Origin of the sequence: Chitinophaga sp. sic0106, assembly GCF_019219075.1 — a bacterium.
Lineage (GTDB): Bacteria > Bacteroidota > Bacteroidia > Chitinophagales > Chitinophagaceae > Chitinophaga.
The window spans coordinates 121,575-145,824 of the sequence record NZ_JAHUWJ010000017.1; the positions used below are offsets into that span (position 1 = coordinate 121,575).

The 24,250-nt window shown below is 43.5% G+C and carries 16 protein-coding genes; 1 reads left to right on the plus strand and 15 read right to left on the minus strand.

What is annotated here, in order from left to right:
• Window positions 1-98 precede the first annotated feature (98 nt).
• Together hmpA and KW844_RS22225 are read right to left on the minus strand one after the other, a co-directional pair.
• Window positions 99-1,298: an NO-inducible flavohemoprotein gene (gene hmpA, locus KW844_RS22220; protein ID WP_218378986.1), complete on the minus strand. Its 1,200-nt coding sequence runs from the start codon at window positions 1,296-1,298 to the stop codon at window positions 99-101.
• 62 nt (window positions 1,299-1,360) lie between these two features.
• Window positions 1,361-1,798: an Rrf2 family transcriptional regulator gene (locus KW844_RS22225; protein WP_255578579.1), complete on the minus strand. Its 438-nt coding sequence runs from the start codon at window positions 1,796-1,798 to the stop codon at window positions 1,361-1,363.
• Window positions 1,799-1,957: 159 nt separating this feature from the next.
• Between KW844_RS22225 and KW844_RS22230 the strand changes: the two genes are divergently transcribed.
• Window positions 1,958-2,824: a hypothetical protein gene (locus tag KW844_RS22230; protein ID WP_218378987.1), complete on the plus strand. Its 867-nt coding sequence runs from the start codon at window positions 1,958-1,960 to the stop codon at window positions 2,822-2,824.
• Between the two features lie 1,152 nt (window positions 2,825-3,976).
• Here the strand turns inward: KW844_RS22230 and KW844_RS22235 are convergent.
• From KW844_RS22235 to KW844_RS22295, 13 genes are all read right to left on the minus strand, one after another.
• Window positions 3,977-8,443, minus strand: a complete 4,467-nt coding sequence (locus KW844_RS22235; RefSeq protein WP_218378988.1) for a DUF6443 domain-containing protein — start codon at window positions 8,441-8,443, stop codon at window positions 3,977-3,979.
• 93 nt (window positions 8,444-8,536) lie between these two features.
• The gene (locus tag KW844_RS22240; RefSeq protein WP_218378989.1) at window positions 8,537-8,881 is read right to left on the minus strand and encodes a hypothetical protein; all 345 of its coding nucleotides are present in this window, start codon (window positions 8,879-8,881) and stop codon (window positions 8,537-8,539) included.
• A 15-nt stretch (window positions 8,882-8,896) separates the two neighbouring features.
• Complete coding sequence (locus KW844_RS22245) at window positions 8,897-12,832, minus strand: DUF5977 domain-containing protein (RefSeq protein WP_218378990.1); 3,936 nt, start codon at window positions 12,830-12,832, stop codon at window positions 8,897-8,899.
• Between the two features lie 221 nt (window positions 12,833-13,053).
• Window positions 13,054-14,481, minus strand: a complete 1,428-nt coding sequence (locus KW844_RS22250; RefSeq protein WP_218378991.1) for a Gfo/Idh/MocA family oxidoreductase — start codon at window positions 14,479-14,481, stop codon at window positions 13,054-13,056.
• A 283-nt stretch (window positions 14,482-14,764) separates the two neighbouring features.
• A complete protein-coding gene (locus KW844_RS22255; RefSeq protein WP_218378992.1) occupies window positions 14,765-15,766 on the minus strand; it encodes a chorismate synthase in 1,002 nt (333 codons plus the stop codon).
• Between the two features lie 37 nt (window positions 15,767-15,803).
• A complete protein-coding gene (aroA, locus tag KW844_RS22260) occupies window positions 15,804-17,072 on the minus strand; it encodes a 3-phosphoshikimate 1-carboxyvinyltransferase (RefSeq protein ID WP_218378993.1) in 1,269 nt (422 codons plus the stop codon).
• A gap of 37 nt (window positions 17,073-17,109) precedes the next feature.
• Window positions 17,110-18,135: a 3-dehydroquinate synthase gene (aroB, locus tag KW844_RS22265; protein WP_218378994.1), complete on the minus strand. Its 1,026-nt coding sequence runs from the start codon at window positions 18,133-18,135 to the stop codon at window positions 17,110-17,112.
• A gap of 6 nt (window positions 18,136-18,141) precedes the next feature.
• The gene (locus tag KW844_RS22270) at window positions 18,142-19,251 is read right to left on the minus strand and encodes a chorismate mutase (RefSeq protein WP_255578580.1); all 1,110 of its coding nucleotides are present in this window, start codon (window positions 19,249-19,251) and stop codon (window positions 18,142-18,144) included.
• Window positions 19,252-19,285: 34 nt separating this feature from the next.
• Window positions 19,286-20,128 carry a prephenate dehydrogenase gene (locus tag KW844_RS22275; protein ID WP_218378995.1) on the minus strand — a complete coding sequence of 281 codons (843 nt, stop codon included), beginning with the start codon at window positions 20,126-20,128 and terminating at the stop codon, window positions 19,286-19,288.
• A 4-nt stretch (window positions 20,129-20,132) separates the two neighbouring features.
• Window positions 20,133-21,299, minus strand: coding sequence for a pyridoxal phosphate-dependent aminotransferase (locus KW844_RS22280; protein ID WP_218378996.1), 1,167 nt, complete (start codon window positions 21,297-21,299; stop codon window positions 20,133-20,135).
• 9 nt (window positions 21,300-21,308) lie between these two features.
• Window positions 21,309-22,133, minus strand: a complete 825-nt coding sequence (locus KW844_RS22285) for a prephenate dehydratase (protein WP_218378997.1) — start codon at window positions 22,131-22,133, stop codon at window positions 21,309-21,311.
• Window positions 22,134-22,635: 502 nt separating this feature from the next.
• Window positions 22,636-23,373: a DUF3307 domain-containing protein gene (locus tag KW844_RS22290; protein WP_218378998.1), complete on the minus strand. Its 738-nt coding sequence runs from the start codon at window positions 23,371-23,373 to the stop codon at window positions 22,636-22,638.
• Window positions 23,363-23,986: a hypothetical protein gene (locus KW844_RS22295; protein ID WP_218378999.1), complete on the minus strand. Its 624-nt coding sequence runs from the start codon at window positions 23,984-23,986 to the stop codon at window positions 23,363-23,365. The genes KW844_RS22290 and KW844_RS22295 overlap by 11 nt, the downstream gene beginning before the upstream one ends.
• Window positions 23,987-24,250 lie beyond the last annotated feature (264 nt).

Sequence of the window (24,250 nt, forward strand, 5' to 3'; positions counted from 1 at the left end):
TGTTTTTTTTGGATTTGGGAGAGGGCCACCAGGTCCCCCTCCGGTGGTGTGGTGGGCTATACGGGCGGTAGCCCATCAACAGTTGCGTGTTTAGGTATTTAGTTGTTTAGTTGTAAAGATGCGGGACCAAATTCTTCGAAGTGAATGGAGGCGGTGTTGATGCCGTTTTCCACGAGGAAGCCGTAGTGTTTTTTGATGAATGGTGTGGGTCCGCAGATGTAGTACTCAGCGTTTTCCTGCAGCACTTCGTCTTTGATGGCTGCGAGGTCGACCCAGCCGGTATATTGCGCCTTTACTTCGGGTTGGTCGTAAAATATATGGTGATTGAAGTTGTTGTGATTATCTGCCAGGGTGGCCAGTTGGTCTTTGAAGGCGTGTACCGACTCGTTGCGGCAGCCGTGTACCCAGGTGATGGCGGTATGGGGTTGTTTTACCGTAAGTGCTTCCAGCATGGCCATGAGAGGTGTTTGTCCTACCCCGCCACTGATGAATACTTTAGGTCGCTCGTTGGTATGGTCCAAATAAAACGTACCGGCGGGTGCGGATAATTCCACTATTTCTCCTTCGCTGATATGATCATGGAGGCGGTTGCTGATCAGGCCATCCGGGTGAACGGCTCCAGCTTCTCTTTTTACGGAGATGCGGTAGTATTGGCCGTTAGGTGCACAGGAAATGCTGTATTGGCGGGGTTGCAGTAAGTTCAGTTCCGGCAGGAACAGACGCAGACTGATGTACTGGCCTGGCTGAAAATCGGCTACAGGTCCATTATCTGCCGGGTAAAGGTAGAAAGATGTTATTTCTGCTGATTCGGGTACTTTCTGTTTTACTACGAAAGGTTTCCAACCTGTCCAGCCGCCATTTTTTTCCAGTTGTTTATTATAGAGAGATTGTTCATGGCCGCTCATGATGCCTGCCAGTTGGTTATAGGCGGTTGCCCAGGCTTCGATGAGTGCTGGTGTGGCGGCATCTCCCAATACTTCAGAGATGGATGCCAGCAGGTGTTTACCTACGATGGCGTAATGTTCCGCGCGGATACTGAGACTGGTGTGTTTGTGTCCGATGCTGTCGACAACCGGCATGAGTACAGCCGGGTTATCGATATGCTCCGCATAGGCCAGTACGGCCATGGCGAGGGCGGTATGTTGTTTTCCATTTACCTGGTTGCCCATGTTGAATACGTGCCTGAGTTCCGGGTTATGGGTAAACATTCTGTTATAGAAGTGAGAGGTGAGTAATACACCGTGTTCTTTGAGCACTGGCACAGTTGCTTTTACGAGTTGTTTCTGATCCGCTGTCATCTGTTATCTGTTTTAAAATATTAAAAGACTTTTTTGTCCTTTATTTTTTCAAAAAAAAGGAACTATTTATTGAGGGTAAATTTTCCTTTAATCAGGCCCAGGTTGAATTTACCGATGGTGGTATGATTCAGCATGTGGGTGATCTGGTTTCTAACTTTTTTAAATTCATCATGGAGCGGGCATGGATTGCTTTCTGAGCAATAGGTTAATCCGAGGCCACAGCCGGTAAAAATTTCGTTGCCATCTACGGCGGATACGATATCGGCGAGCGGTCGGTTGAGTGATACTGCATCGAAGTAGAAGCCACCGTTAGGTCCTTTTACGGATTGTATTAATCGCTCCCGGCTTAGTTTCTGGAGAATCTTTGCCAGAAAGGCTTCCGGTGAATTTATCTGTTCCGCGATTTCTTTGATGCCTACCTTTTGTCCTTCATGTGACTTTTGTGCCACATAAAAAACTGCACGCATTGCGTACTCGCATGTTTTAGAAAAGATAGCCATGTAGTTGTTCGTAAAAGTTATCAATACAAAGGTAATTGCTGGATTAATAAAAGACAAAAATATCTTTTATTATTTTTTTGAACTTGTCAAGTACTGTCATTTCCTTACTATATCAAATAATGAAAAATTTGCATCTTTGTAAAATAACCTAAATCCTATATGAAAACAAAGTTTACCCGACTGGCAGCGGCAGCCCTGGCTTTATCGACTGTGATTAGCTCCTGTTCCAAGACTGATGATGCACCTCCTACCCCTATTGACCCGGTGGTAAGTGTATATTTCCCAACGGTGATTACGTATGATGGTATTCCACTGGATAGTTTTGTATATAATGCCGACTATACCGTCAGCAAGTTTTTTGCCGGTGATGAGGAGTCGAAAAAATTCACTTCTACCTACGAGTTCATGTATGACAACGACAAAGTTTGTCGCAAAGTGAAACGTACGGAAACACATGGTGTTGCGGTAGACACGCTGATTTACCAAACCAACAAAATCATGCGTGTAAGGTTGAATCCCAATGCGGCGAAGCCGGATACGGTTATTATCTCCCTGAATGCCAACAAACAGGTATTATTGGTAGGTACCAAGGATACACTGCCAACGGCTACCCCAGGTAGTCGCATCCTGAGCTACCTGGAATTTACGTACAACAACGGTAACATTGCTACGTTTACCAACAAGGACGCCAGCTTTTACCAAAATGAGAATGGCTCCGGCAGCAGCGTTTTTACTATCAGCGCTAATTATACTTATGACGACAAGGTCAATACGCTGAAACCATTTTTTGTAGCGAATCCGGCAATGTATTATTATTTCTATGAGGGCGCTGCAGTAACATTTAGCTGCGGCAATAACAATATCACAAAAATGGAAGCTACCATTGCTAGCGGCGGTACTGCCATGCCATTAACGTATAATTTCACTGCTACATTTGATGAAACGAATGGGACATTGAAGGAGCAGAAAAGGAATGATGGTGAGGGGGTAACGACGATTGGGTATAAGTGGGTGAAGGCGAATTAAATTTTATAAGATTAAAGCGGCTACCAGGCTTGGTATCCGCTTTATCTTATGTGACCAGTTAAATAAAATACCCATCTACATTTTTACTTAAAATAAAGTTCTGATCATTTTGTCTAAATAATTGGGTTCACCTCAAATCTGGGGCATGATCCTTAATCAGTTCTTAACTATATTTGATAAAATGGTGAGAATATAATTATCAATTTGATTCTCCGGTTTTAAAGTTTACACACTTAGTGAGACAGTCCCCAGATATTCATTGAGCCCTGTCTTTCCTTTCCAATCTTCGTCTATGCAGCTCAATTATGATACTAGTGATTATCAAGCTTAATAGTGTTATAATATGAATCAGCTTGTTATTTTCATTCACAGCAGATCTTTCTTTTGTCCCGAACAGCTCCAATGTTAAAAAATCGCGATCAGCCCAAAATGAAAGGAGATTGATTATTAAGAGGCATATCAATCCATCAATGATAAATTTCAAAATAAGGCCGATGGAAAATCTCTTAGCAAATAGTTGTACTATTGGATATAAGAATAGCCCTAGACTTAAGCCTTCAATATAAAACCACAATAAATACGAAAATATCTCTGTTGAATAGTAATGAAAAAACCTGAGTACCATTAATACCGATAGGCAGCACACATTAAAAAACAAGATAAATATTATGGAATTTTTCATTTTTAGTAATCACAAATTCTGTTTCTTCCGATATTCACAAGTGATGTTATTGAGTTACCAAAAATCGCAACACTTTCTTTTTCAAAAACTGAAAAAGAAAAAGTAGAAAAATATTTTCAGTTGCACTTAGTAGCGCAACTGCTTCCGGCTGATAGTGGTAATTGTTAAAGAAAACAATAATCATGATACTTAGAAAGTAAATTAAAACATCTAGAACACCTCCCAGGGTCCATAATATTTTAGAATTCGTACCAATGGAATGTGTAACCCAACAGGCACATATAGAATAAATTAATGGCCACATTTGCATGGACATCCAACCCATTGTTGTTAGATTGTCCTGATACCTAATTCTAGAAAATTCACTCAAGATGATAAAAGTCAACCTAAATCGTAAAAAGCTAATAACGATGCATACCAATAGCACGTAGACTAAAATCCTTAACATACTAACTATTCTCAATTTCATATCATTTTATTTTTCCGAAATCTATTTTTGGTAATGCCGGCAAACTGCTATTAATTAGATTTGGCGAAATAGCATAATTGACAACTCTTGTAAACAATATGCGATTAGTAGCTGTATTTACAACTCTTTCAATTCTTTTATATCCAACCTGTACATCTATCTTTTCTGATCCGTAGTAATCCACTGCTTCTAATTTTCCAGTTAGACCATTAAATTGGGTAACACCATACCATGCCTCTGCTTCAACATAAGTCCCTATTTCTTCGTACGATACTCCTAAGTCTGATAGTGTAGATAAACCAACGCCAACACCTATAGATGCCGTAAGGTCACCTGCAATACTGCCCGCTTCACTCACGTAGCCTAATCCTTGCATAAAATTCACAAAATACTCTGCACCTCTACCTGCTGCAGTTCCTATGGTTGCCTGTAATAACTTACTAGCCCAGTAGTCAACGGCAGCAGGTCCTTTAGATTTAGTTTTAGTTTTTTTCGAGTCAAAGGTAAAATATTGATTTTTTGATCTCCTGGTATATTCTGTTTGCTGTATCCAAGGCTTATTCCAAATTGGATTTTTAAACATATATCCTGCATTATTATTGGCTTTCTGGGGATCTTCGCTGGATTTTGTATCTTTAGCTTGGTAGACATTTTTACCAAGCGCATTAATTTGCCTCATTGCTTCATCCATAGGCACCTCATTACCTTTATCATCTTGGTAAGTTTGAGTATTCCAATTATAAGCTAACATTCCATCTGGGTCGATAAATCGAATTGGGTTATTGTAAGCAAAATTATATGGCGTCCAACTTCTTGACACATCACTTACAGGATCAATGACACTCCATCTTCCTACCTGCACATCATACATCCTCGCGCCGTAATCAGACCACTCCAGTCCACTACCATCCCCAAACTCTTTACTTTGAAGTTCTTTCCCATTAGATTTCAAGCGGTTTTCAGGATAATTACTTCCCACCAACGCATTGGAACTAATTCCCGCCATCGTCAACCCAAACGGATAATAATGCGTTTCCTCCAGCACCGGCCCTCCGTTATGCGTCACCACCAGGTTATCAAAGTACACATCCTGGTTAGTTTCATTACTGGTATAAATATACAGAAATCCACTTTTTTCCATCACAACATCACCAGTCGCCAAGGTTTGCAGCTCATCCGGAGTAGCAGCTACCTGCTTCAGACCACTATTATGGTCTACCAGCTTAAACTGATCATCAAACAGTACATAGTTCAGATAAGCACGAGGCTTATCCACTGCGCCTTGATCCGGGTTTTTCTCCGCAAGCTTGCGCAGATCATTACCGGTTAGGTTGCTGGCTGGCGTGCGATTCATCACTGTGCTCCCATGACCTCCATTTCCGGTACTTTCGCCGAAGGCGTTCAGGAGGGAACTCAGTATTTCTTCCTTGGAAGCATTCTTCTTTTGCCCTATTGTAGATTTGTAGAAGGCCTTCGTTCCCATTTTTACTGTATCACCTGCCATTACACGCAACACTAATGAAGCACCCACTTTCTTATCAGTTCCTCCATTGAGTTTGGAAGCAAATTTATTAGCATCGGTAGTTTCATCCGCAGGATAACCTACTGGTAAATCCGCGCGGGTGGTAGAAACATTGCTGAATAATGCTTCCTCAGTAGAGGACTTAGCCGTTTCCATCGTGGCAGCATAAATCGTTTGATCATTATGCTCAGTCAATACAGTACGAACATTACCCAGGTGGTCCTTTAGAAAGTAATCGTAAATATATAACGGGGCGACACCATCCTTATTAACGACCCTTAGCCTGCCTTCTTCGTGACCGATTAATTCCATTACATTGTCACGAAAAACCAAACCTAGCAAATAGTCAGTCACAGTTGTTTTAACCGGAGACACAGTTTTGTCAGTGACAGTTTTTCTTAACTTAGCCCCCGAGGCATCATATAAATAACTAATACTACCTTTTGTACCTACAGTGATCTCTTGCGGCAGGTTCAGAAAATTATAATCAATATGGGTAATTCCCTTATTATTATCACTGGTCTGGTTTCCATTCACATCATAAGCATAGTCCACCCCATCAGCAGGCGAGTTTTTGAAATCACCTAAAGCTACTGATGTACCGCCATTATCATTTACAGATTCCAGCTTATTACTGTTGTTAATATATCGATACTGCAGATTATCAACTACCGTATTGACTCCTCCTGCTATACCTTCCTGTTTCATTCCCAGGATATTGCCATTGGCATCATAGTTCAGGTTAGATACAGAAAAGTTTACCAGGTTCTGTGTCCAGGCGTCAGATGGACCACCATTCTGCTGGCTAAAGTCCGCTGCCAGGAGTCTGCTGGCCTTATCGTATTTATAACCGTAGGCCCTGGCAACGGGATCATTGTATCCACGCCATTGCTGGCCGGCAATGTCTCCTCCAAAAGATTTTTCATCAAAACCTTTATCGTAAGACAAGATTTGCCCAAAGTAGGTACGATCACCAGTACCAGTGGCTACGTAATTTTTATTCATCCCGGTTAGCCAGCCACGAATATTGTAGTCGTAATTAATAGATGTCAGTGCAATTCCATCATTACCAACTCCCAGGTCTTTTTTCTGCAACTGACCGTTCGCATCATAAGTATTGGATAGAACTATCCGCTCTAGACTGGGATCATCATTAAATCGTTTGGTAACAGTCAGTAATCTGCCTGCTGCATCATAGGCGCTGCGTGTAATCACATCGATGTTCGACTGTTTCGCACTGGATGGGTTGGTATGCTGTTCATGGGTAATCAACACTTTACCTGTAAAGTCGTACATCGTGTGGATGGTATGCCTGCCGCTGTTATAATTATCTACCGCCACTTCAATAGCACGTCCTTTATCGTCATAGTAAGTACTGGTGGTAAGCCAGGTGTTCGTCCCCAATACTCTCGTACGGACACCAGTAACCAATCCTTGCGTGCTTAATACCTGTACCGGATCAATTGGACCGACTGCATTAGCATCTTTATAAGGATTAAAATTAAATCCAACCGGTGCAATCACACCCGGGTAAGTATAATTATCATAAAAGGTAAAGGTCAGCGGGGTGAGCTCTGCTTCAGTTACATTTGGTAACGGATTGGTTACCAGCAAAGATGCTTGTCCGGTGGTCAGGTTAGGGTTAATGATATATTCTTTATCACCGGTATTGCTGTTATATCCATCGACAAGTTCGATACTCACTCTTGCCTCATAAAGTGACTTGTTTTGATCCGTGGCCATTACCAGGTTATCTATTCCTGCAAAGGTGAATTGCTGTTGTCCTGTTGTACCATCAACTGCGTTCATGGCAGCTTGCAAAGCCGGACGATCAGTAGCTACTGCAGGATGATAGATAGCAGTTTCCACTGGTCTGTTCAATCCATCATAAAACATAACCATCCAATCACCCTTTGCACGCATATTCCCATCGCGGCTAAACACCAACCTGTCACGGGTATCATATACCATTTCCACCATCGCAGCACCAGGAATCCTCTTTTCAGTTAAACGGGCACGTGTATCGTAATTATACTGAAAACAAAGTTCGTCCTTTACTGCACTTAGACTCCACTGATCAACAATTTTTGCTACCGCCAAAGGAGGAATCACCGTCCGTAGTAACTCCATATCATCATACACATAATAGGTACTCAACCAACCTGTATAGGCACTGGTATGGTTGGAGGTTTCTTCCACTTTCTTTAGGATCAGGTGACTGCTTTTATCTTTAAAACTTATCACCTTTGCACCATCTTCATTGATCGTAATTTCTTTGAACAAAGTACCTGCGGCATAATACCCGGCAGCAATTGTGTTCCCACTATTATCCACTATCCAATTAACTACCTGATCACCTGCTTCATTTACCAGATACTGCTGTTCTACAGGATGGCTACCATAATTTTTAGCCCAGCTGTTACCAGGGGCATAACTTTTTAGTGGCCGGTTTAGCGGTGATGCTTCAAATTCAGTTTCACTGTAGTAAATAGTATTCTGCTGCGCTGCCGGATAACCCTGATAAAACTGCTGCTGTTCTGCAAACGGATTTAGCTTTAGGTTACCATCGCTGGTAGTTGAGGTATATGGGAGATATTTGAGCACTTCTCTGCCAAACTGATCGTACACCATGGGTGTTACCAGGTCACCGCCCTGCGGACTTATACCTTTCACTATTGCTTGGATGGGGCGGCCAAGGCCATCGACATAAGCCGTTTGTTCTTTCACCTGGCTTACAGGCTTTGTTCGACTAGAAACTTCAGCTGCATTTGTCAAAGGAACAGCTGGTTCCCAGGTTCGTACATAATTAATGGCAGGATTCGTGTAACCGTTAGGGTAAGTCACAGGTGGATATATTACGGGCTGCACCACAACCGGCTTGTTTTCCTGAGCAATGGCAATACTCTGGATAAAGGCACAAATAAGGATAATCAAACTTCTTTTCACAGTATAAGGAACTAGGTGTTAAAAACATTGTATCCAGCAATAATTTTGCGCATAGATACTATCAGGCATTCAATTAGCACCGGGCACACCGGATCAATTAGAACTACCGTTCAGAAAATATCCTTTCTTCGCTTTATACAACCGAAACTGCTCTGAAGTAAGCACGTTCCGGAAGAGGGAGTCCCGGCTATTTTCAATTGCCTGCATTTTCGACCGTAGTAACTCCTGATCAGTCGTACTTAACCTCGCCGCTTGTTTTTGCTGTGAGAGTCCAATCGTAATTATCTGCAAACTATCCAGCTGAGTACTGCTAACAAACAAACTATCTTTCATTCGTTTACATATTCCAGCGTCATGTGCATTTATCTTGACTTGGGCACTGGCCACATTAATTGCCGCAAACATCAGAAAACAGGCCAAAGAGAAAACAGCTTTCATATTTAAGATCTTATTCTAATTAATTAAACATTCGTAAGGGGAGCTTTCGATGAAGTCGGCGGACCAAACATTATCACTCCATTCATAGTGAAAAGTACAATCGTACATCGTTGTGGATGAATTATACACGGAGCTGGTACAGATTTTAATACCCGTTTCACAATTATTACCAACGCAACGCTTGCCCGGACCAGCACAGTTATTCACCGTGCATCCTGTTGCAATACATTGCCCATTGGTGTTCGCGTATTGCTGGCCATTTGCATTCAATTCCGCCCAGGCTTTATTAGTGGCATCTGTCGCTGAAATAGTAGAGCTATATTTCCCTGCAGCCACTGCATATGTAACAGTAGTTCCGGCGTATCCGACCGCACAATCATTTTTAGTGAACGCCTGACTGATGGCTGCGCTCCGATAAATCTGGCCTGGGGCCGTCGGGGCATTATAGGAATACTCAAACTTCTTCAAAATATTTTGTTGAATATCCCGGATCTGCATTAATCTTAAGAATGGGTCATATTCATATTTAGACACCAGGTTTTTAGGATCGTTTGTACTCGTAATACCTACCAACGGCTTGGCGGTATAAGTTGTCATCATGGCATCAACTGGCAATACTCTTACCTCATCTATCTTAGTTGCTACTATCGTTTTAGGGGCGGTATAAGGTTCTCTATGCAACTCCCAGCTATTTCCAACTGAGGTCCAGTAGGTAAGCATATAACTACGTGTCGAATTTGCCGGAATTGTAAATGGAATGCTAAAACTACCTAACAATACCTTATCTCCGGTAACGGCATTCGCATCCGCCGTGCCGGTAGCATCTTCAAAACTGGTATAAAACACTTCCTCTAAACGGGCATTTTCGATGGTAGCAACTGGTTGCTGAGGAGAATTTTGATCCCAAATCAGGGAATTAACAGGTTTATTTCTAAACTTCACCTCCGTTACATTACCCTGTGTATCGTATTTATCGAAGTTAACTTCCTCAGTCATTCCAGGGATACGATATAAAACAGCCGGATTAAATACGCCGGCAGTAGATTCCGGTGTAGGCGTCAACGGCGCCATGGAAATTTTTGATGGCCTAACAATATTATTGTACACCTCAAAATTGGAAACAGAGGCATTTCTGAGAAACCAATTGCCGTTCTTTTGCATCCAATCCTCCTGAGATACGAGCTTGTGCCCATTATATGTTGCAGTATTGGCCGGAAGGACACCCTGGTTAAAGTTATTTACGTAGTAAAATCGTGATTCATATGTTTCACCACTACTGCTATAGGTACGTTGTTTAGAAAGCTGGTAGTTATCGGGATAATAGGAGTAGTCTATCACCTGTTCAAAAGTACCACCAGGCAAGTACTCCCTTGTTGTTTTTTTATTCAACTCAGATCTTCCATACATCCAGTAATAGCTTCTTGCTCCAAAAACAATATTTTGACGGGTATCTTCACTATCTGTCTGAACTGTTAACGTCAATAGGTTTCTGCTGTTATTATTAGATAGACCTTCGCCATGAAAACTATATTCGTTAGTAATTGTTTTAATCAAATTTCCATTCACATTGTAAACTGAATCAGTTAGTGGCAACCCCTGTTTCCATTCTAAAGGTTGTTGCTGCACATAAGGATAATCATATATAGCATTAGGTGCTCTTTCAAAACTGGTAAAAGTGTGAATTGTGTAACCAAGTGGCGTAGAAGATTTGCCCTTAGAGACTTTTACACGATTGTATATCACCGGGCTTCCTTGAAAATAAGATAATGCTTGTGCAGGAGTTGATACAAAATTAATATTATTATAGATGATGGGATATGGAAACCCACCACCTTCAGTAACCCAGAAAATATGAGTAGTATAATAGTAAGAATAATTTGGGATCTCTTGAACTACTCCCGAAGTAGGCCCATCAATGGCCGCATAATTATAGCTAGTTACCAAAGGCTCACCATTTACACCATCATAATCTTCCGTTTTAGCAACTCTAAGCCCCCCTACGGCTCTAGGAACGGGTTTAATCGTATAGGTATAAATTAGTTTGAGCTCATAATCCGGATTAATATTGGTAAGATAATCTGCATTAAAAAATACTTCATAGTTCTTACCTAACGGTAATACCAACTTTTCAAAAACGCCCCCCATCAAACTCTCCGTCGGACATACTATTGTTTTTAAGTAAGTCAAATCTGTGCTTCTGATGGTCACTTCAATATTTCCACCAGTTGGCACTTGATTTTCTGTTTCGTCCGTATCCAGTTTAAATGGACTATCGCTCCGTATCGTAATTGGCACTGTATCTCCAGGCGCTCTATCTGGCAACGGCAAACTTTTGTGAAGACCCGACTCTTGTTTTACAAAATTGACATTTTGCGTTGTTTGATCATAGAAATAATTGGGACTGAACACATTATTACCTTCATAAAATAGTCTTGTGGAACCGCCGGTAGGATATTTTATCATTTCCAAAATTCCAGCTTTGGCAAAATTCGGATCAGCATCCCTAAGTGCCCCTCCGACGTGCCCTCCTGGGAGATTTTGTTTAAATATGTAAAACTCTGGAATAAGTGTATTGGCATCCTTACCATTATAATAACCCCAATGGTCTTGTGCATTGGATCTACGGCCAGGGAGGAGATTACTATCGTAGGTAAATTCGTACGGAGGAAGCATGTTCTCATTTGCATCAACCTGATTTACACGAAGCAGTTTCAATTTTTTACTAAAATCATTCGGGAGATCTGTCGGCACTATTGATATACAATCATTATCTACACACCTCGCATCAAAATAATCATAAGTAAGGTTGAACTTTTTTTGCTGTTCCCGATTTTTGATTATAATACTGGTAAGTGCACTATCTCTTGTATAGTCCTTCCTGGCCAATTTGTAGTCAAATCTAACAACAGTGCTATCAGGAAATAAAATCTGCTTCAATCTAATTGGCTCATGAACGACAAGTATGGCACTGCTGATTGTTCCACTATAGGCTGCTCCTGAAGATCCCCAGAAGTCTGTTAATTTGAAGGAACGTGATTCGGAGAACATACCTTCATATTCTAAAGCTCCCGAAAGTCGGTCGTATTCAAAACTTATAGTATCCTTTTTATCAGCCGAAATAACATATTTCAGATGCCAATTGGATATGTAACTTTTACCTTCAACCCCACGTGGTGGTCCTCCGGCAAAGGAAGCAACGGTTTGATTTTCTTTAACTGCAAAAACGTAATTAATGCCAGTCCCATTATCCACTACTCTGAATGTATCGATATTCCCACCTAAATAATCATCAATATTACCTGTAAAGCTTATAGTCAAATTCTGCTGTGTAATTAAATGAGCCTTCCTATCCTTGGTAAAAACAAATTTAGCAGACAGCCCTGGCGCGCTAATGTTAAATAAATCTGCCTGGCCATCCCTATCCCTATTTTCAATACTATCAAGAACAATATTAGTTTTTCGTGCATTCCCCCATGTTATGGCTTGCCCTGTTCCTGGCTCATTATTATCTCCCCAAAAGTAATTGAATAATTCCGGAACATGAGTTTCAATATCAGGTAATGAATCTGTTAACAGATATCCCCCTGGCCGCTCATCCGGCGTACCGTTCATGGCTCTCGATATCATACCTCCGGCATCTAAAGCCCAGCCTAATCCAACATTTGAGGCCATGTCTTCCACCTTATATCCCCCAGCATGATAACGCAACTGAATTGGGACATTCAAATTCTTGCTGCCATCTGAATAATTAAAAATGGGAACATCGATCGAAGGAATTCCAGTGGCCAACCCTACCTGGATATCTCCAAACTTCCCAAGCGCAGCAGCATTAGGTGTAGTAGGCACCGGTAATTTCCACAATTCCTTTTTATAAGATGGCTCGTTTGATTGCGCATCAGCAAAAACATAAGTCAACAGCAGGACTAAAATCAGGGCAATTCTCTTTAACATAAAATAGGTATAGATCTAATCAGCACCTTGGCACAGTAAAATAGGTGGCTAGGGTATAAATTTTGGTTGTACAGCTTTACATGCATCATTCTAGCCGAAATAATTCTCCAACTAAATATGACCATCAAAAATAATCAGGCTACAGTAATTATTCAAATTAATTCATCACTCGACAACTTCTCAAACTCCATAAAAAAAGGGGCCGAAGCCCCTTTCCAACATTATACTTTATAATACTGCTCCCAGCCTTTTCTCGGCGGAGGCCCTACTAACAATTCATTTGCATGTTTACTACTTGTAATCACTTTCTTCTCACGATCAAACTTAATTTTTTCACCAGTCCATTGTGCGAGCACACCTAAGCAGAACACCTGGCTCAGCGGCCCTGCAATCGCAAATGGTGAACGTGTTTGTTCTTCGCCTTTACAAGCCTTCAGGAAGTTCTCGAAATGGTTGGAAGGACTCTTAGGTACAACCGGCAATTTGCCTGCCATTTCCTTCGCTTTCTCCTCCGGAATAATGGACAGGGTACTACCGTGTGAACCACCTTTAAAAGTGAGGTCTTTACTATAAATGATTTTACCAGGATTCAGTTTAGCTGGTTTGATAGGACCATTGCTTGGCGGGGGGATATTCGGATCGAGCCCTTGTACACCGTAACCATTTGGAATTGGCGGAAGGTTATCCACACCATCGTACCAGGTGATGTCCAGCGCCGGCATATTTCCTCTTTTAGGGAATTTAAATGCCAGAGTGGTACTCATCGGGTAGAAGAAATTATTATGACCGCTGAGTTTCAGTGGATCTACTTCGTACGGCAGGCCCAGGTCAAGGAACTGGTGAGCCGTATCGATGATGTGTGCGCCCCAGTCGCCCAGTGCGCCCATACCAAAGTCGAACCAGCAACGCCACTGGCCATTTACGAAATCCTTATTATAAGAGTGCCCCTGCGTGGTCATTTGCCAGATATTCCAGTCGAGCGTATCGGGCGCCTTTTCTGCTGCCGGGAACGACTTGATATTCGGATCCCATCCATGCCAGCGGCGCGGGGAGTTCATGTGCGCCGTAATAGCAGTAACATCTTTGATGATACCGGCATCTTTCCAGGCTTTGAACTGGAAATAGTTAGCTTCTGAGTGTCCCTGGTTGCCCATCTGTGTTACCACTTTCGGGTTTTTGCGGGCTGCCTTCATCATCAGCTCCACCTCGTTGAAAGTACGTGCCATTGGCTTTTCCACATACACATGCTTGCCCAGTCCAATTGCCATCATGGTGATTGGGAAATGGGAGAAGTCAGGGACGCCAACAGAAACGGCATCGATCTGGTTACCCATCTTATCGAACATCTGACGGAAGTCCTGGAAACGTGGCACGTTAGGGAACATTTTCATTACCTCCAGGGTGTGTGGTGCGCCCATGTCCACATCGCAGAGTGCTACGACGTTTGCCAGGCCGGTTTTGTAGAGCGCCTGGGCAATCTCTCCTCCCCTGTTACCAATACCAATAAAGGCGATGTTTACCTTTTCGTTAGGCCCGATTTTGCGGGTATGAGGCTTCCCTGCGGCCATCAGCAGGCCGGGAGTGGCAACTGCCAGCGAAGCCAGCGCTGCCTGCTTCAGAAAGCTCCTTCTTGAATCGTTATAGTTCATAGCGTGGTTTTATGATTGCTTGCACCAAAATATAAAAAAGGCTTTGCAATCGAAAGCATAAATGAAAAAAAGGGGAAAAAATTGGTTGAACGGTAGGAAATTTATCCATTGGGGGGCAAAATCCAGGATTTTGCTTTTGGACTTCCGTACAATGGCAGTGGAATAAGTGAAACTGAGTATTGTCCCATAAAACTGTTTCGTTCTCCTGAGTTTGGCAAAAAAACAGCACAAAAAAAGCCGACCCTCCCGGGCCGGCTCCTTCTGCTAATATTTCAATCTGTACTTACGCCTGCTTAAACACCCGCGGCCTGCGTTGCTCCAGCAGCATAAAATCTGCCAGCACCATTGCAGTCACCGCTTCCAGCACTACCGGCACACGCAGTGCAATACACAAATCATGACGACCTTTTACACTAAACGTTTCCACCTCGCCGCTCTTAATATTGAGGGTTTGCTGTTCCTTAGGGGTACTGGAAGTTGGTTTCACGGCTATACGAAAAACCAGCTGGTTGCCATTGCTGATACCACCTACCACACCACCGGCGTGATTCGTAGCTGTTTTCCCGGTTTTATCCAGGATAGGATCATTATGCTCCAGGCCTTTCATCTTTGCAGCTGCAAAGCCAGCACCGAATTCAATGCCCTTGATAGCCGGGATGGCAAATACCGCGTGGGCCAGACTCGACTCCAAAGAATCGAAGAAAGGCTCGCCCAGGCCGATAGGTAAGCCATCTACCGTACATTCTACAATCCCTCCTACGGAATCCTTGGCCGCAATAGCTGCTTCCAGGCCTGCTTCCGGGTCAGGGTTGCCCCCTACTTCGGTAATGTAGGCATTCACCTTTACGGTATCTCCCAGGATCTTTTTGGCAATCACACCTGCCGCTACCAGGTTCAGGGTAAGGCGACCACTAAAGTGACCACCTCCCCGGTAATCTTCAAAACCACCATATTTTTCAGTGGCTACAAAGTCGGCATGGCCCGGACGCGGAAACTCCCGCAGTTTCTCATAATCCGTGCTACGGGTATTGTTGTTTTCAAACATAATGGTCACCGGCGCACCAGTGGTATAATCATTGAAAACACCTGATTTCAGGAAAGGGAGATCTTCTTCCTTACGGGGAGTAGTGCCTCTTGAGCCACCTTTGCGCCTTTCCAGGTCTGCCAGGAAATCTTCCTGCTTCAGGGGAACACCGGCAGGCACACCGTCGATATTTACACCAACGCTGGCGCCATGGGATTCTCCGAATACATTAACCCTGAATAATCTGCCAAAACTGTTCACACACTATTATTTTAAGATGAATATTGTTGATAATCCTTTAAGCATTTACCGCTACGTCTACTTTACCGCCGATCGTTTGCAGGTGATCGTAGAACTCAGGATATGATTTGTTGATCGCTTCTGCATGTTCAATTACAACCGGAGCATCTGCCGTTAATGCTGCCACTGCACAAGCCATGGCAATACGGTGATCGTTGTGTGAGCTTACGGTAGCACCTTTGATACCAGTTCCGCCATGGACCAGCATTTCGTCGCCGTTGAGCTCAATTACAATACCCATCTTCCCAAATTCCTGTTGCAGGGTAATACCACGGTCACTCTCTTTGTGCGCCAAACGGCTCACTCCCAGAATTTTCGTAGTGCCCTTACAGTTAGCAGCCAGTGCTACCAGCGGCGGAAACAGATCCGGACAATCAGTAGCATCAAACTCAAAAGCTTTCAACCCATCTTTTTCAATGTTGATGGTAAACATGCCCGGCATCAGGTAAGCCCCTGCGCTGCGCAATGCGTCCAGAATAGCTTTATCGGATTGAGCAGATTCGGTGTTGAGATGATGTACTTCCGCTTTTCCCGCCACAGCAGCGGCTACCAGCAAAAAGGCAGCGCCACTCCAGTCCCCTTCCACGGTATAATCCTTTGCTTGATATTGTTGTTTTTTACCGAAATGGAAGGTTTCAAAATTTTGTTGCTGAACGTTCACACCAAAGTGCGACATCAGTTGTAAGGTTAACGCAATGTATGGTTTGCTTTTCAGGTCCTGCACGGTGATAGTCACCTCTTCTGCATTAGCACCATAAGCCATCAGCAGGCCAGTCAGAAACTGTGAGCTCAGACTGCCGTCAATGGTAATATCCTTCGGCTGCAGCGGTCCCTGTATATGCAGTGGCAGCTTGCCTTCGCGGGAAGTGATTTTCACATCCAGCTGCGGCAGTACTTCCTCAAAAAAGTTCATCGGACGGGTAGTTAAACTACCATGGCCGTTAATAGTAATTGGCTGAGATGCCAGCGCCGCAATAGGCGTAAACATACGGATGCCCAGTCCGGACTCCCCGCAGTTGATCTCATCAAAACGTGGCTGTATGCCATTGCTGCTGATCTCAATCAGTTCAGGCTTACGGATTACCGTGGCGCCGAGTTTTTCGGCCACATCCAGCGCTGCCAGGCAATCGTTGCTCAGGCCTGGATTACGGATAATGCTCTTTCCATTTGCCAGCAGGGCAGCTGCTACCGCACGCTGCATGGCGCTTTTAGATGGATTGGCCGTAACCGTTCCGGAAATGCTGGCGGGTGATACAGTAACTTGCATATAATTCGTATAGCCGTTTTAGTTAGTTAGAAAAAATTTACAACTGCTCCATCATTGACTTCAGCTCAGTAATAGGAACCGCCTTGGTCGTAGCCTTTCCTATCGTTTCCAGCAACACAAAGTGAATATCATTCTTCTCCCGCTTTTTATCCAGCTTAAAGATATCGTACACGGCATCTTTATCTGACGTAAAGGCAACAGGCAGTTGGTAATCTGTAATCAATTTAATTAGCCGGGCAGTTTGTTCCTTCGGGAAACCCATCAGCAGCTCGGAGAAACGTGCTGCTGCCACCATCCCTATTGCCACAGCGTTACCATGTGCAATATGCTCCAGCTTTTCTACCGCATGGCCAAGCGTATGCCCGAAGTTGAGCCAGCGGCGCGGTCCAGTTTCAAACTCATCTTCCAGCACCACCTTTGTTTTCGCATCCACAGATTTCTCTACCAGGTACTGTAATACTTCCACATCGCGGGCCAGGGCTTTCTCTTTATTTTGTTCGAGGTAATCAAATAACTCCGCATCCATGATACAGGCGTACTTGATGATCTCTGCAAAACCGTTATGCCATTCTTCATCCGGCATAGATAACGGTAAGGTATAATCGAAGAGAATAAATTCAGGCTGTGTAATGGTGCCCAGTAAGTTCTTCAGTTTACCATGACTCACGCCATTCTTCCCACCGATGCTTGCATCTACCTGCGCAAGCAGCGTAGTTGGCACAAAGCCGAATGGTATGCCACGCATATAAATACTGGCGGCAAACCCGGCCACATCCGTCATCATACCACCGCCAATGCCTACCAGGGTAGTTTTGCGGTCGGCCTCAAAACTGATGAGCCCATCGATGATCTTTTCCACAGTACTCATGTTTTTCACATCTTCTCCTGCGGAAACAACGATCTTTTTCCAGTCGCGCAATTTATCCCCGTGATACCGCTCTACGTTTTCGTCAATAACGAGTACGGAACGATTTTTATCCACGTGGTTGCCCAGTTGCAGCAGGCTCTCGCCAAGAAAATAGCGGGAGGCCTGCTGCTTGAATTGGTGCGTTTGTATTTTCATACCTGCTTACTTGTCTTCGTTCATGATCCTGTTCTGGCGGTTGATGGACTCCAGGTGAACAGCATCAAAGTATTTGGTAATGAATTCTTTTGTGAGACCCAGTTTCTCGCCTTTAGCGATGCTGCGTTCCAGGATTTCATTCCAACGGTTAGTTTGCAGGATGGTGATATTATTTTCTTTTTTGTACTGGCCGATTTTCTCTGCAATTTTCATACGGTTGCCCAGCAGCAGCATGATTTCATCATCTACCTGGTTGATTTGCGCACGCAGTTTTTCCAGGGCAGAGTTGAAGTCTTTCTTATCGGTGTGCTCACGACGCCATACCATACCGTCGAGGATTTCTGCCAGTCTTTCAGGTGTAACCTGTTGTTTGGCATCGCTCCATGCGTTATCCGGATCGATGTGGGTTTCCAGCATCAGACCATCGTAATCCAGGTCGATTGCTTCCTGAGAAACTTCCTGCAGGATATCGCGGCGGCCGGAGATATGGCTTGGATCGCAGATCATTGGAAGTTCAGGCATGCGACGTTTCAGTTCGATTGCCAGGTGCCACATTGGAGCATTGCGGTATGTAGTGTTACCATAGCTGGAGAAGCCACGATGGATCAGGCCTACTTTACTAATACCAGCTTTCTGAATTCTTTCCACAGCGCCGAGCCAGAGTTCCAGATCAGGGTTGATCGGGTTTTTGATCAGCACAGTAGTATCCACACCTTTCAGCGCGTCAGCCACTTCCTGTACAGAGAAAGGATTCACAGTAGTACGGGCTCCTACCCACAGGATGTCCACACCAAAGTGCAGGGCATCTTCCACTTGTTTAGCGGTAGCTACTTCCACTGCTACTGGTAAGCCGGTCAGTTCTTTGGCTTTCTGTAACCAAGGTAAACCTTTGGTACCAATACCTTCGAAAGAACCCGGACGGGTACGTGGTTTCCAGATACCGGCGCGTAAAACGTCCACTTTACCTGTTTTCTGTAATCTCAGTGCGGTAGCGAGTACCTGCTCCTCTGTTTCTGCACTGCAAGGGCCGGAAATGATCAACGGCTTTTTATCCGATGAAGGATCGGAGAATTTGGTGTTAGCAAGAATTTGCTCCATTGTGGTATGCTGTTCCATAGTATTAAGTTACTGCGTTTAAGTAGATTTTATGTTATTTCAGGATTTTCCTGATTTTGTTTGATTTCTGAATGAGTTTGTAAATGGTATCGTAATCCTCTTCTTCGAGCAATGTTTTCATCTGTTCCAGCTGGTGAATATGTTCTTCCAGCACGTCCAGCACATTGTTGCGGTTATGTTTGAAGATGGGCACCCACATATCCGGAGAGCTTTTCGCCAGGCGCACGGTAGATTCAAAACCACCGCTTGCCAGTTCAAAAATGCGTCCCTGTTCCTTTTCCTTCTTTAATACGGTCAGTGCCAGTGCAAAGGAGGTGATATGGGAGATGTGGGAGATGTAGGCCGTATGCAGGTCATGCTCTTCCGCATTCATATATACGGTGCGCATTTGTAACCTATCCACCATATTTTCAATCATTTCCAGTGCATCTTCGTCACTGTTTTTCACATCACACAGTACAATCGTTTTGTTCGTGAAAAGGTTTTGTACAGCAGCTTCTGGCCCGGAATACTCCGTGCCGGCCATCGGATGGGCGGCTACAAAGCGACCTCTGTTGGGATGACCGGCAACGAGTTGCAGAATGATGTTTTTAGTTGATCCTACATCCATGATAACCTGTCCTGGCTTCACTTTATCCATGATCTGCGGTAACAGTTTCAGCAAACCATCTACAGGTATGGCCAGTACGATCAGGTCACTACGTTCGAGTGCGGCATCCAATGTGGCTGCCTCATCGATGATGCCCAGCTCTTTGGCACGCGCCAGGTGTGCGGCTGACTGGTCTACACCGATGACATGCTGCGCCACTCCCTTTTCTTTCAGGGAGATGGCCAGTGAGCCACCGATCAAACCCGTTCCTATTACTGTTGCTATCATCGTTTTATTTATTGAGTGCTGTTTGAATTCTTGAGATGGCCTCGTCAAATACTTTAACGTCCTGACAAAGACTCACCCTGATATAGCCGTTACCGTTACTGCCAAAGATGCCACCAGGAGTGATGAACACGCGTGCATCGTACAATACTTTATCGCTCAGTTCATAACCAGTCTGAAATGCAGCGGGGATCTTCGCCCATACGAACATGCCTACCTGGTTGGTATCGTATTCGCAGTGCAGCATATCCAGCAGTTGGAATACTTTTTCTCTGCGTGCACGGTAGATGGCGTTGAGTGAATCGTACCAGTCTTTCCCGAGCTCCAGTGCTTTTACAGCGGCCATTTGCAGTGGCTGGAACATCCCTGAGTCCATATTGCTTTTGAATCGCAGTACTTCGTTAAGGAATTCCGCTTTTCCCACCAGCATGCCTACACGCCATCCGGCCATGTTGGATGATTTGCTGAGGGAGTTTAATTCCAGTACAACGTCCATGGCGCCTTCTTCCTGGAGGAGGCTCACCGGCTCATCATTCAGGATAAAGCTGTACGGATTATCGTGGCAAATGAGGATGTTATGTGCTTTACCGAAGGCGATCAGCTTTTTGGCGAATTCGCGGGTAGCTTTAGCGCCGGTAGGCATATTCGGGTAATTTACCCACATTAATTTCACTTTGCTCAGGTCCGTGTTGGCCAGTGCGTCGAGATCAGGCAGCCAGTTATTTTCGGCGGTGAGATCATAATCTCTGACAGTAGCACCACTTAGATTAACGGCAGAGCGGTAGGTTGGATAACCTGGATTAGGCACCAGTGCTTCGTCGCCGGTTTGCAGGTAGGTCATGCAGATGTGCATGATCCCTTCTTTGGAACCGATGAGTGGCAGCACTTCCGTATCCGGGTTCAGCGTCACGTGATAAAAGCGGTGGTACCAGTCGGCCATGGCTTTACGCAGTGCAGGAATACCTTTATAGCCCTGATAAGCGTGCGTGTTTGGGAGGGCTGCATTGGTGTGCAGTGCTTCCACTACGGATGGGTGCGGAGGGAGATCGGGGCTACCGATACCGAGGTTAATTACCCTGGTTCCTTCCTGGTTCATCTGTTCTATTTCGCGCAGCTTCTTAGAGAAGTAGTATTCTTCCGTGCCTTGTAATCTTTTAGCTACCTGTATCTGCATATAATCGGCTTAATGAGTTTTACCTTTTTTATAGATACCTAACACTTTGAGGTGTTCGGTATGTTGTTCAATTTCTTTGAGTGCTTTCTGGAAGCTTTCCAGGTTTTCGAATTCCATATCGGCGTGGAAGTAGTAGTTCCATACTTTGGCCGGGATGGGGAAAGATTGCAGTTTGGATAAGTTGATCCCTGCGTTGGCAATTCGGGTAAGCACTTCTGCGAGACTGCCTCTTTCATGACTTGTTTGAAAATACACGGATGCTTTGTTAGCGTCTGGTGCGGTTTCTACCGGATTCTTGGAGATGGCAAGGAATCGGGTATAGTTGTTTTTATTGGTATGAATATTTGGAGCGATGATATCGAGTTCAAATATTTCAGCGGCCAGTTTGCCGGCGATGGCTGCGGTAGATTTTAATTTTTTGCTTCGAACATGTTTAGCGCTGAGGGCGGTATCTTCTGTTTCTACCAATTTGATGTGGGGATATTTTTCCAGGAAGTCCATACACTGCAATAATGCCATTGGGTGGGAGTGTACTTCTCTGATATCGTCCATGGTTTGTCCGGGTAATACCATCAGGTGTTGATTGATCTGCAGGTAGATTTCCCCGGTGACGTGCAGCCCTGAGTTTTTGATAAGGCTGTAGTTCGGTAAGATGCTGCCGGCGATGGAGTTTTCGATGGCCATGATGCCTGCATCAACGTCAGGCTGAGATTTAACTTTTCTGACCAGCTCAGCGAAGGATGCGCAACATTCTATTTCGGTATTTTTCCCGAAATATGACTGAGCAGCCACCTGGTGGAAACATCCTTCAAACCCCTGAATCGCAATTTTCATGTTTAATTAGTTGATTTTTATATTTTTTTAGTTGTTGTAGCAACTAGTTACCTGAAACAGAAAGGGCCCCGACAACGGGACCCTTTGCTTTAAACTTGTTATATGTTAAGTTCGATTATCGCAAACGAGTCCCCGGCTTCTTCGCATAAAAGAAGTAAGAGAAATAATAAAAAAAATACGTTGTGAATTTTGACATATAATATTTATTGCTAAAATTAAAAAAGGCCCCCCGTTTCGCGGGAGGCCTCTTTTGTAGTTTCTTTTATCTTAGTTTACAAACGACCTCCCTATTCCTGGTACCAGAAATAATAAAAGCCAAAAAAACCGAAAGTCGTCTGTGATGTCATTTCTTTTTGAATTGTGGAACAAAAATACAACTGGATTTTAATTATCCAACACCTACAAGTGAAAAATACAATTATTTCAACAACAGGCTTAATTTTTTGAATAAAATCTAATAAATAGAAAACCGGGAGGGGGTTAGAAAGGGTAAATGAGGGGATTAACTAAAAAATAGGGGTATTTGTTTAAGCAGGATTGCAACCGAAAATGCCAATAACATACTTACTAGTGTCCCAACGAGTAGGTATTCCGTTTTAACCTCTTCATTTTGCGAGTTATATCGCAGGATACTTTTGCCGGTTATAAACAATCCGACTGCTTCATATTGATTTTGATACACCAGGAAGCAAATCAATAACCGTTCAATGATGCCAATGTATTTCCCGGCATTCAGCAACCCTAAAGATGGATTAGGTATGGCTGTAGACTGATCAAGCAACTGAGTAGACCATTTTCTGGTGGCCTGGCCAACAATTATTGAAGATGGAAATGTCAGGAAATAAATGGCAGCACCTAAAATCCAGAATTGACTCGAGTGATAAAAATTTGAGAGTGTATTCAGAGAAGGGAATTTTTCAAAAACCATACTCCAACAAAGTATTAATACTAACAAATGGGCTATTTGATCAATGATAAAAGTTTTGAAGGAAGGCTTTGCATAAGACTTTAGAAGGTCTATTACATAGTGTGAGCAGGTAATAATCAGGATTGTTTTCCAATATACGAATCCCACCATTACAATAGCAGTAATCGCTGTTATAAGGATATGTAAGTAAAGATAGGGAGATACTAGCCTGCGCTTTTCTCTGTCCTTCACCCAACTATTTTTTTGAAAAAAGAAATCACTCAGCATATGTGCTAATATGATTTTGGTTAACCAGATATAGCTATTGTCCATGTTCAGAAATCTTTTGGGTAAGTTTTTCAAAATCTGAAATCAATTCTTCAATATCCCGATATTTTGAAGCGCGAATTTGTTTATTTACAGTTGCTGGTGTCTTTTCTAATATACATGCAACCTCTGTTTGTGATTTATTTAAAGCCAGCAAATTCAATATAATAGCCTGATTAACAGTTACTTTACTTATAAGTTCGTCTATGTACCGTGAGAGGATATCTAATATTAGATCAAAAGGCGGATCAAGCTCACTTGTTATAGTTGTTCGCCTTTCGGTTGCCATTTTGTCGAATAAACGACCGGACTTAACAAACACAGGCTCAATATGCCGTCCCACAGAATCTACCGGCTTGGAGACTTTGCCCAGACTGATACTTTGTCTGATGTCAATCCTGGCACCTTCTCCATATGAGATTGCTTTTAGTCTACACATCACGGCTTTCCTTAAGGCAGATGTCCCTTGCCGTATAAATGCCTGATAGCTATCTCCACGGAAAAATTCGATTTTATCGGGCCAGGCAATTATTTCCCTGATATCATCCATTAAACGGGATAACTTTTCATCAGTCAGGCAAGTAGAATTCACGATATCGGCTGTTATAACTGCTTGCATAGTTCAATCTGTTATCAAAGGGTACGTTTACTTAATTAGCCCATTTAGGCTAATTAAGTAAAAATTTGCCTAAATAGGCTAATAACTATAAAATTAACTATTTTAGGCTAATTTCGTAAACCATGAGACAAATTATTAATCGAGTAGGAAGTGAGGGATTATTTCCCTCACTGTCCTCTCACACCACCGTACATGCGGTTCCGCATACGGCGGTTTGTTAGAATAAGTTCATTTGGTGGGTTGTTTTCCAATAGTAGTAGTTCA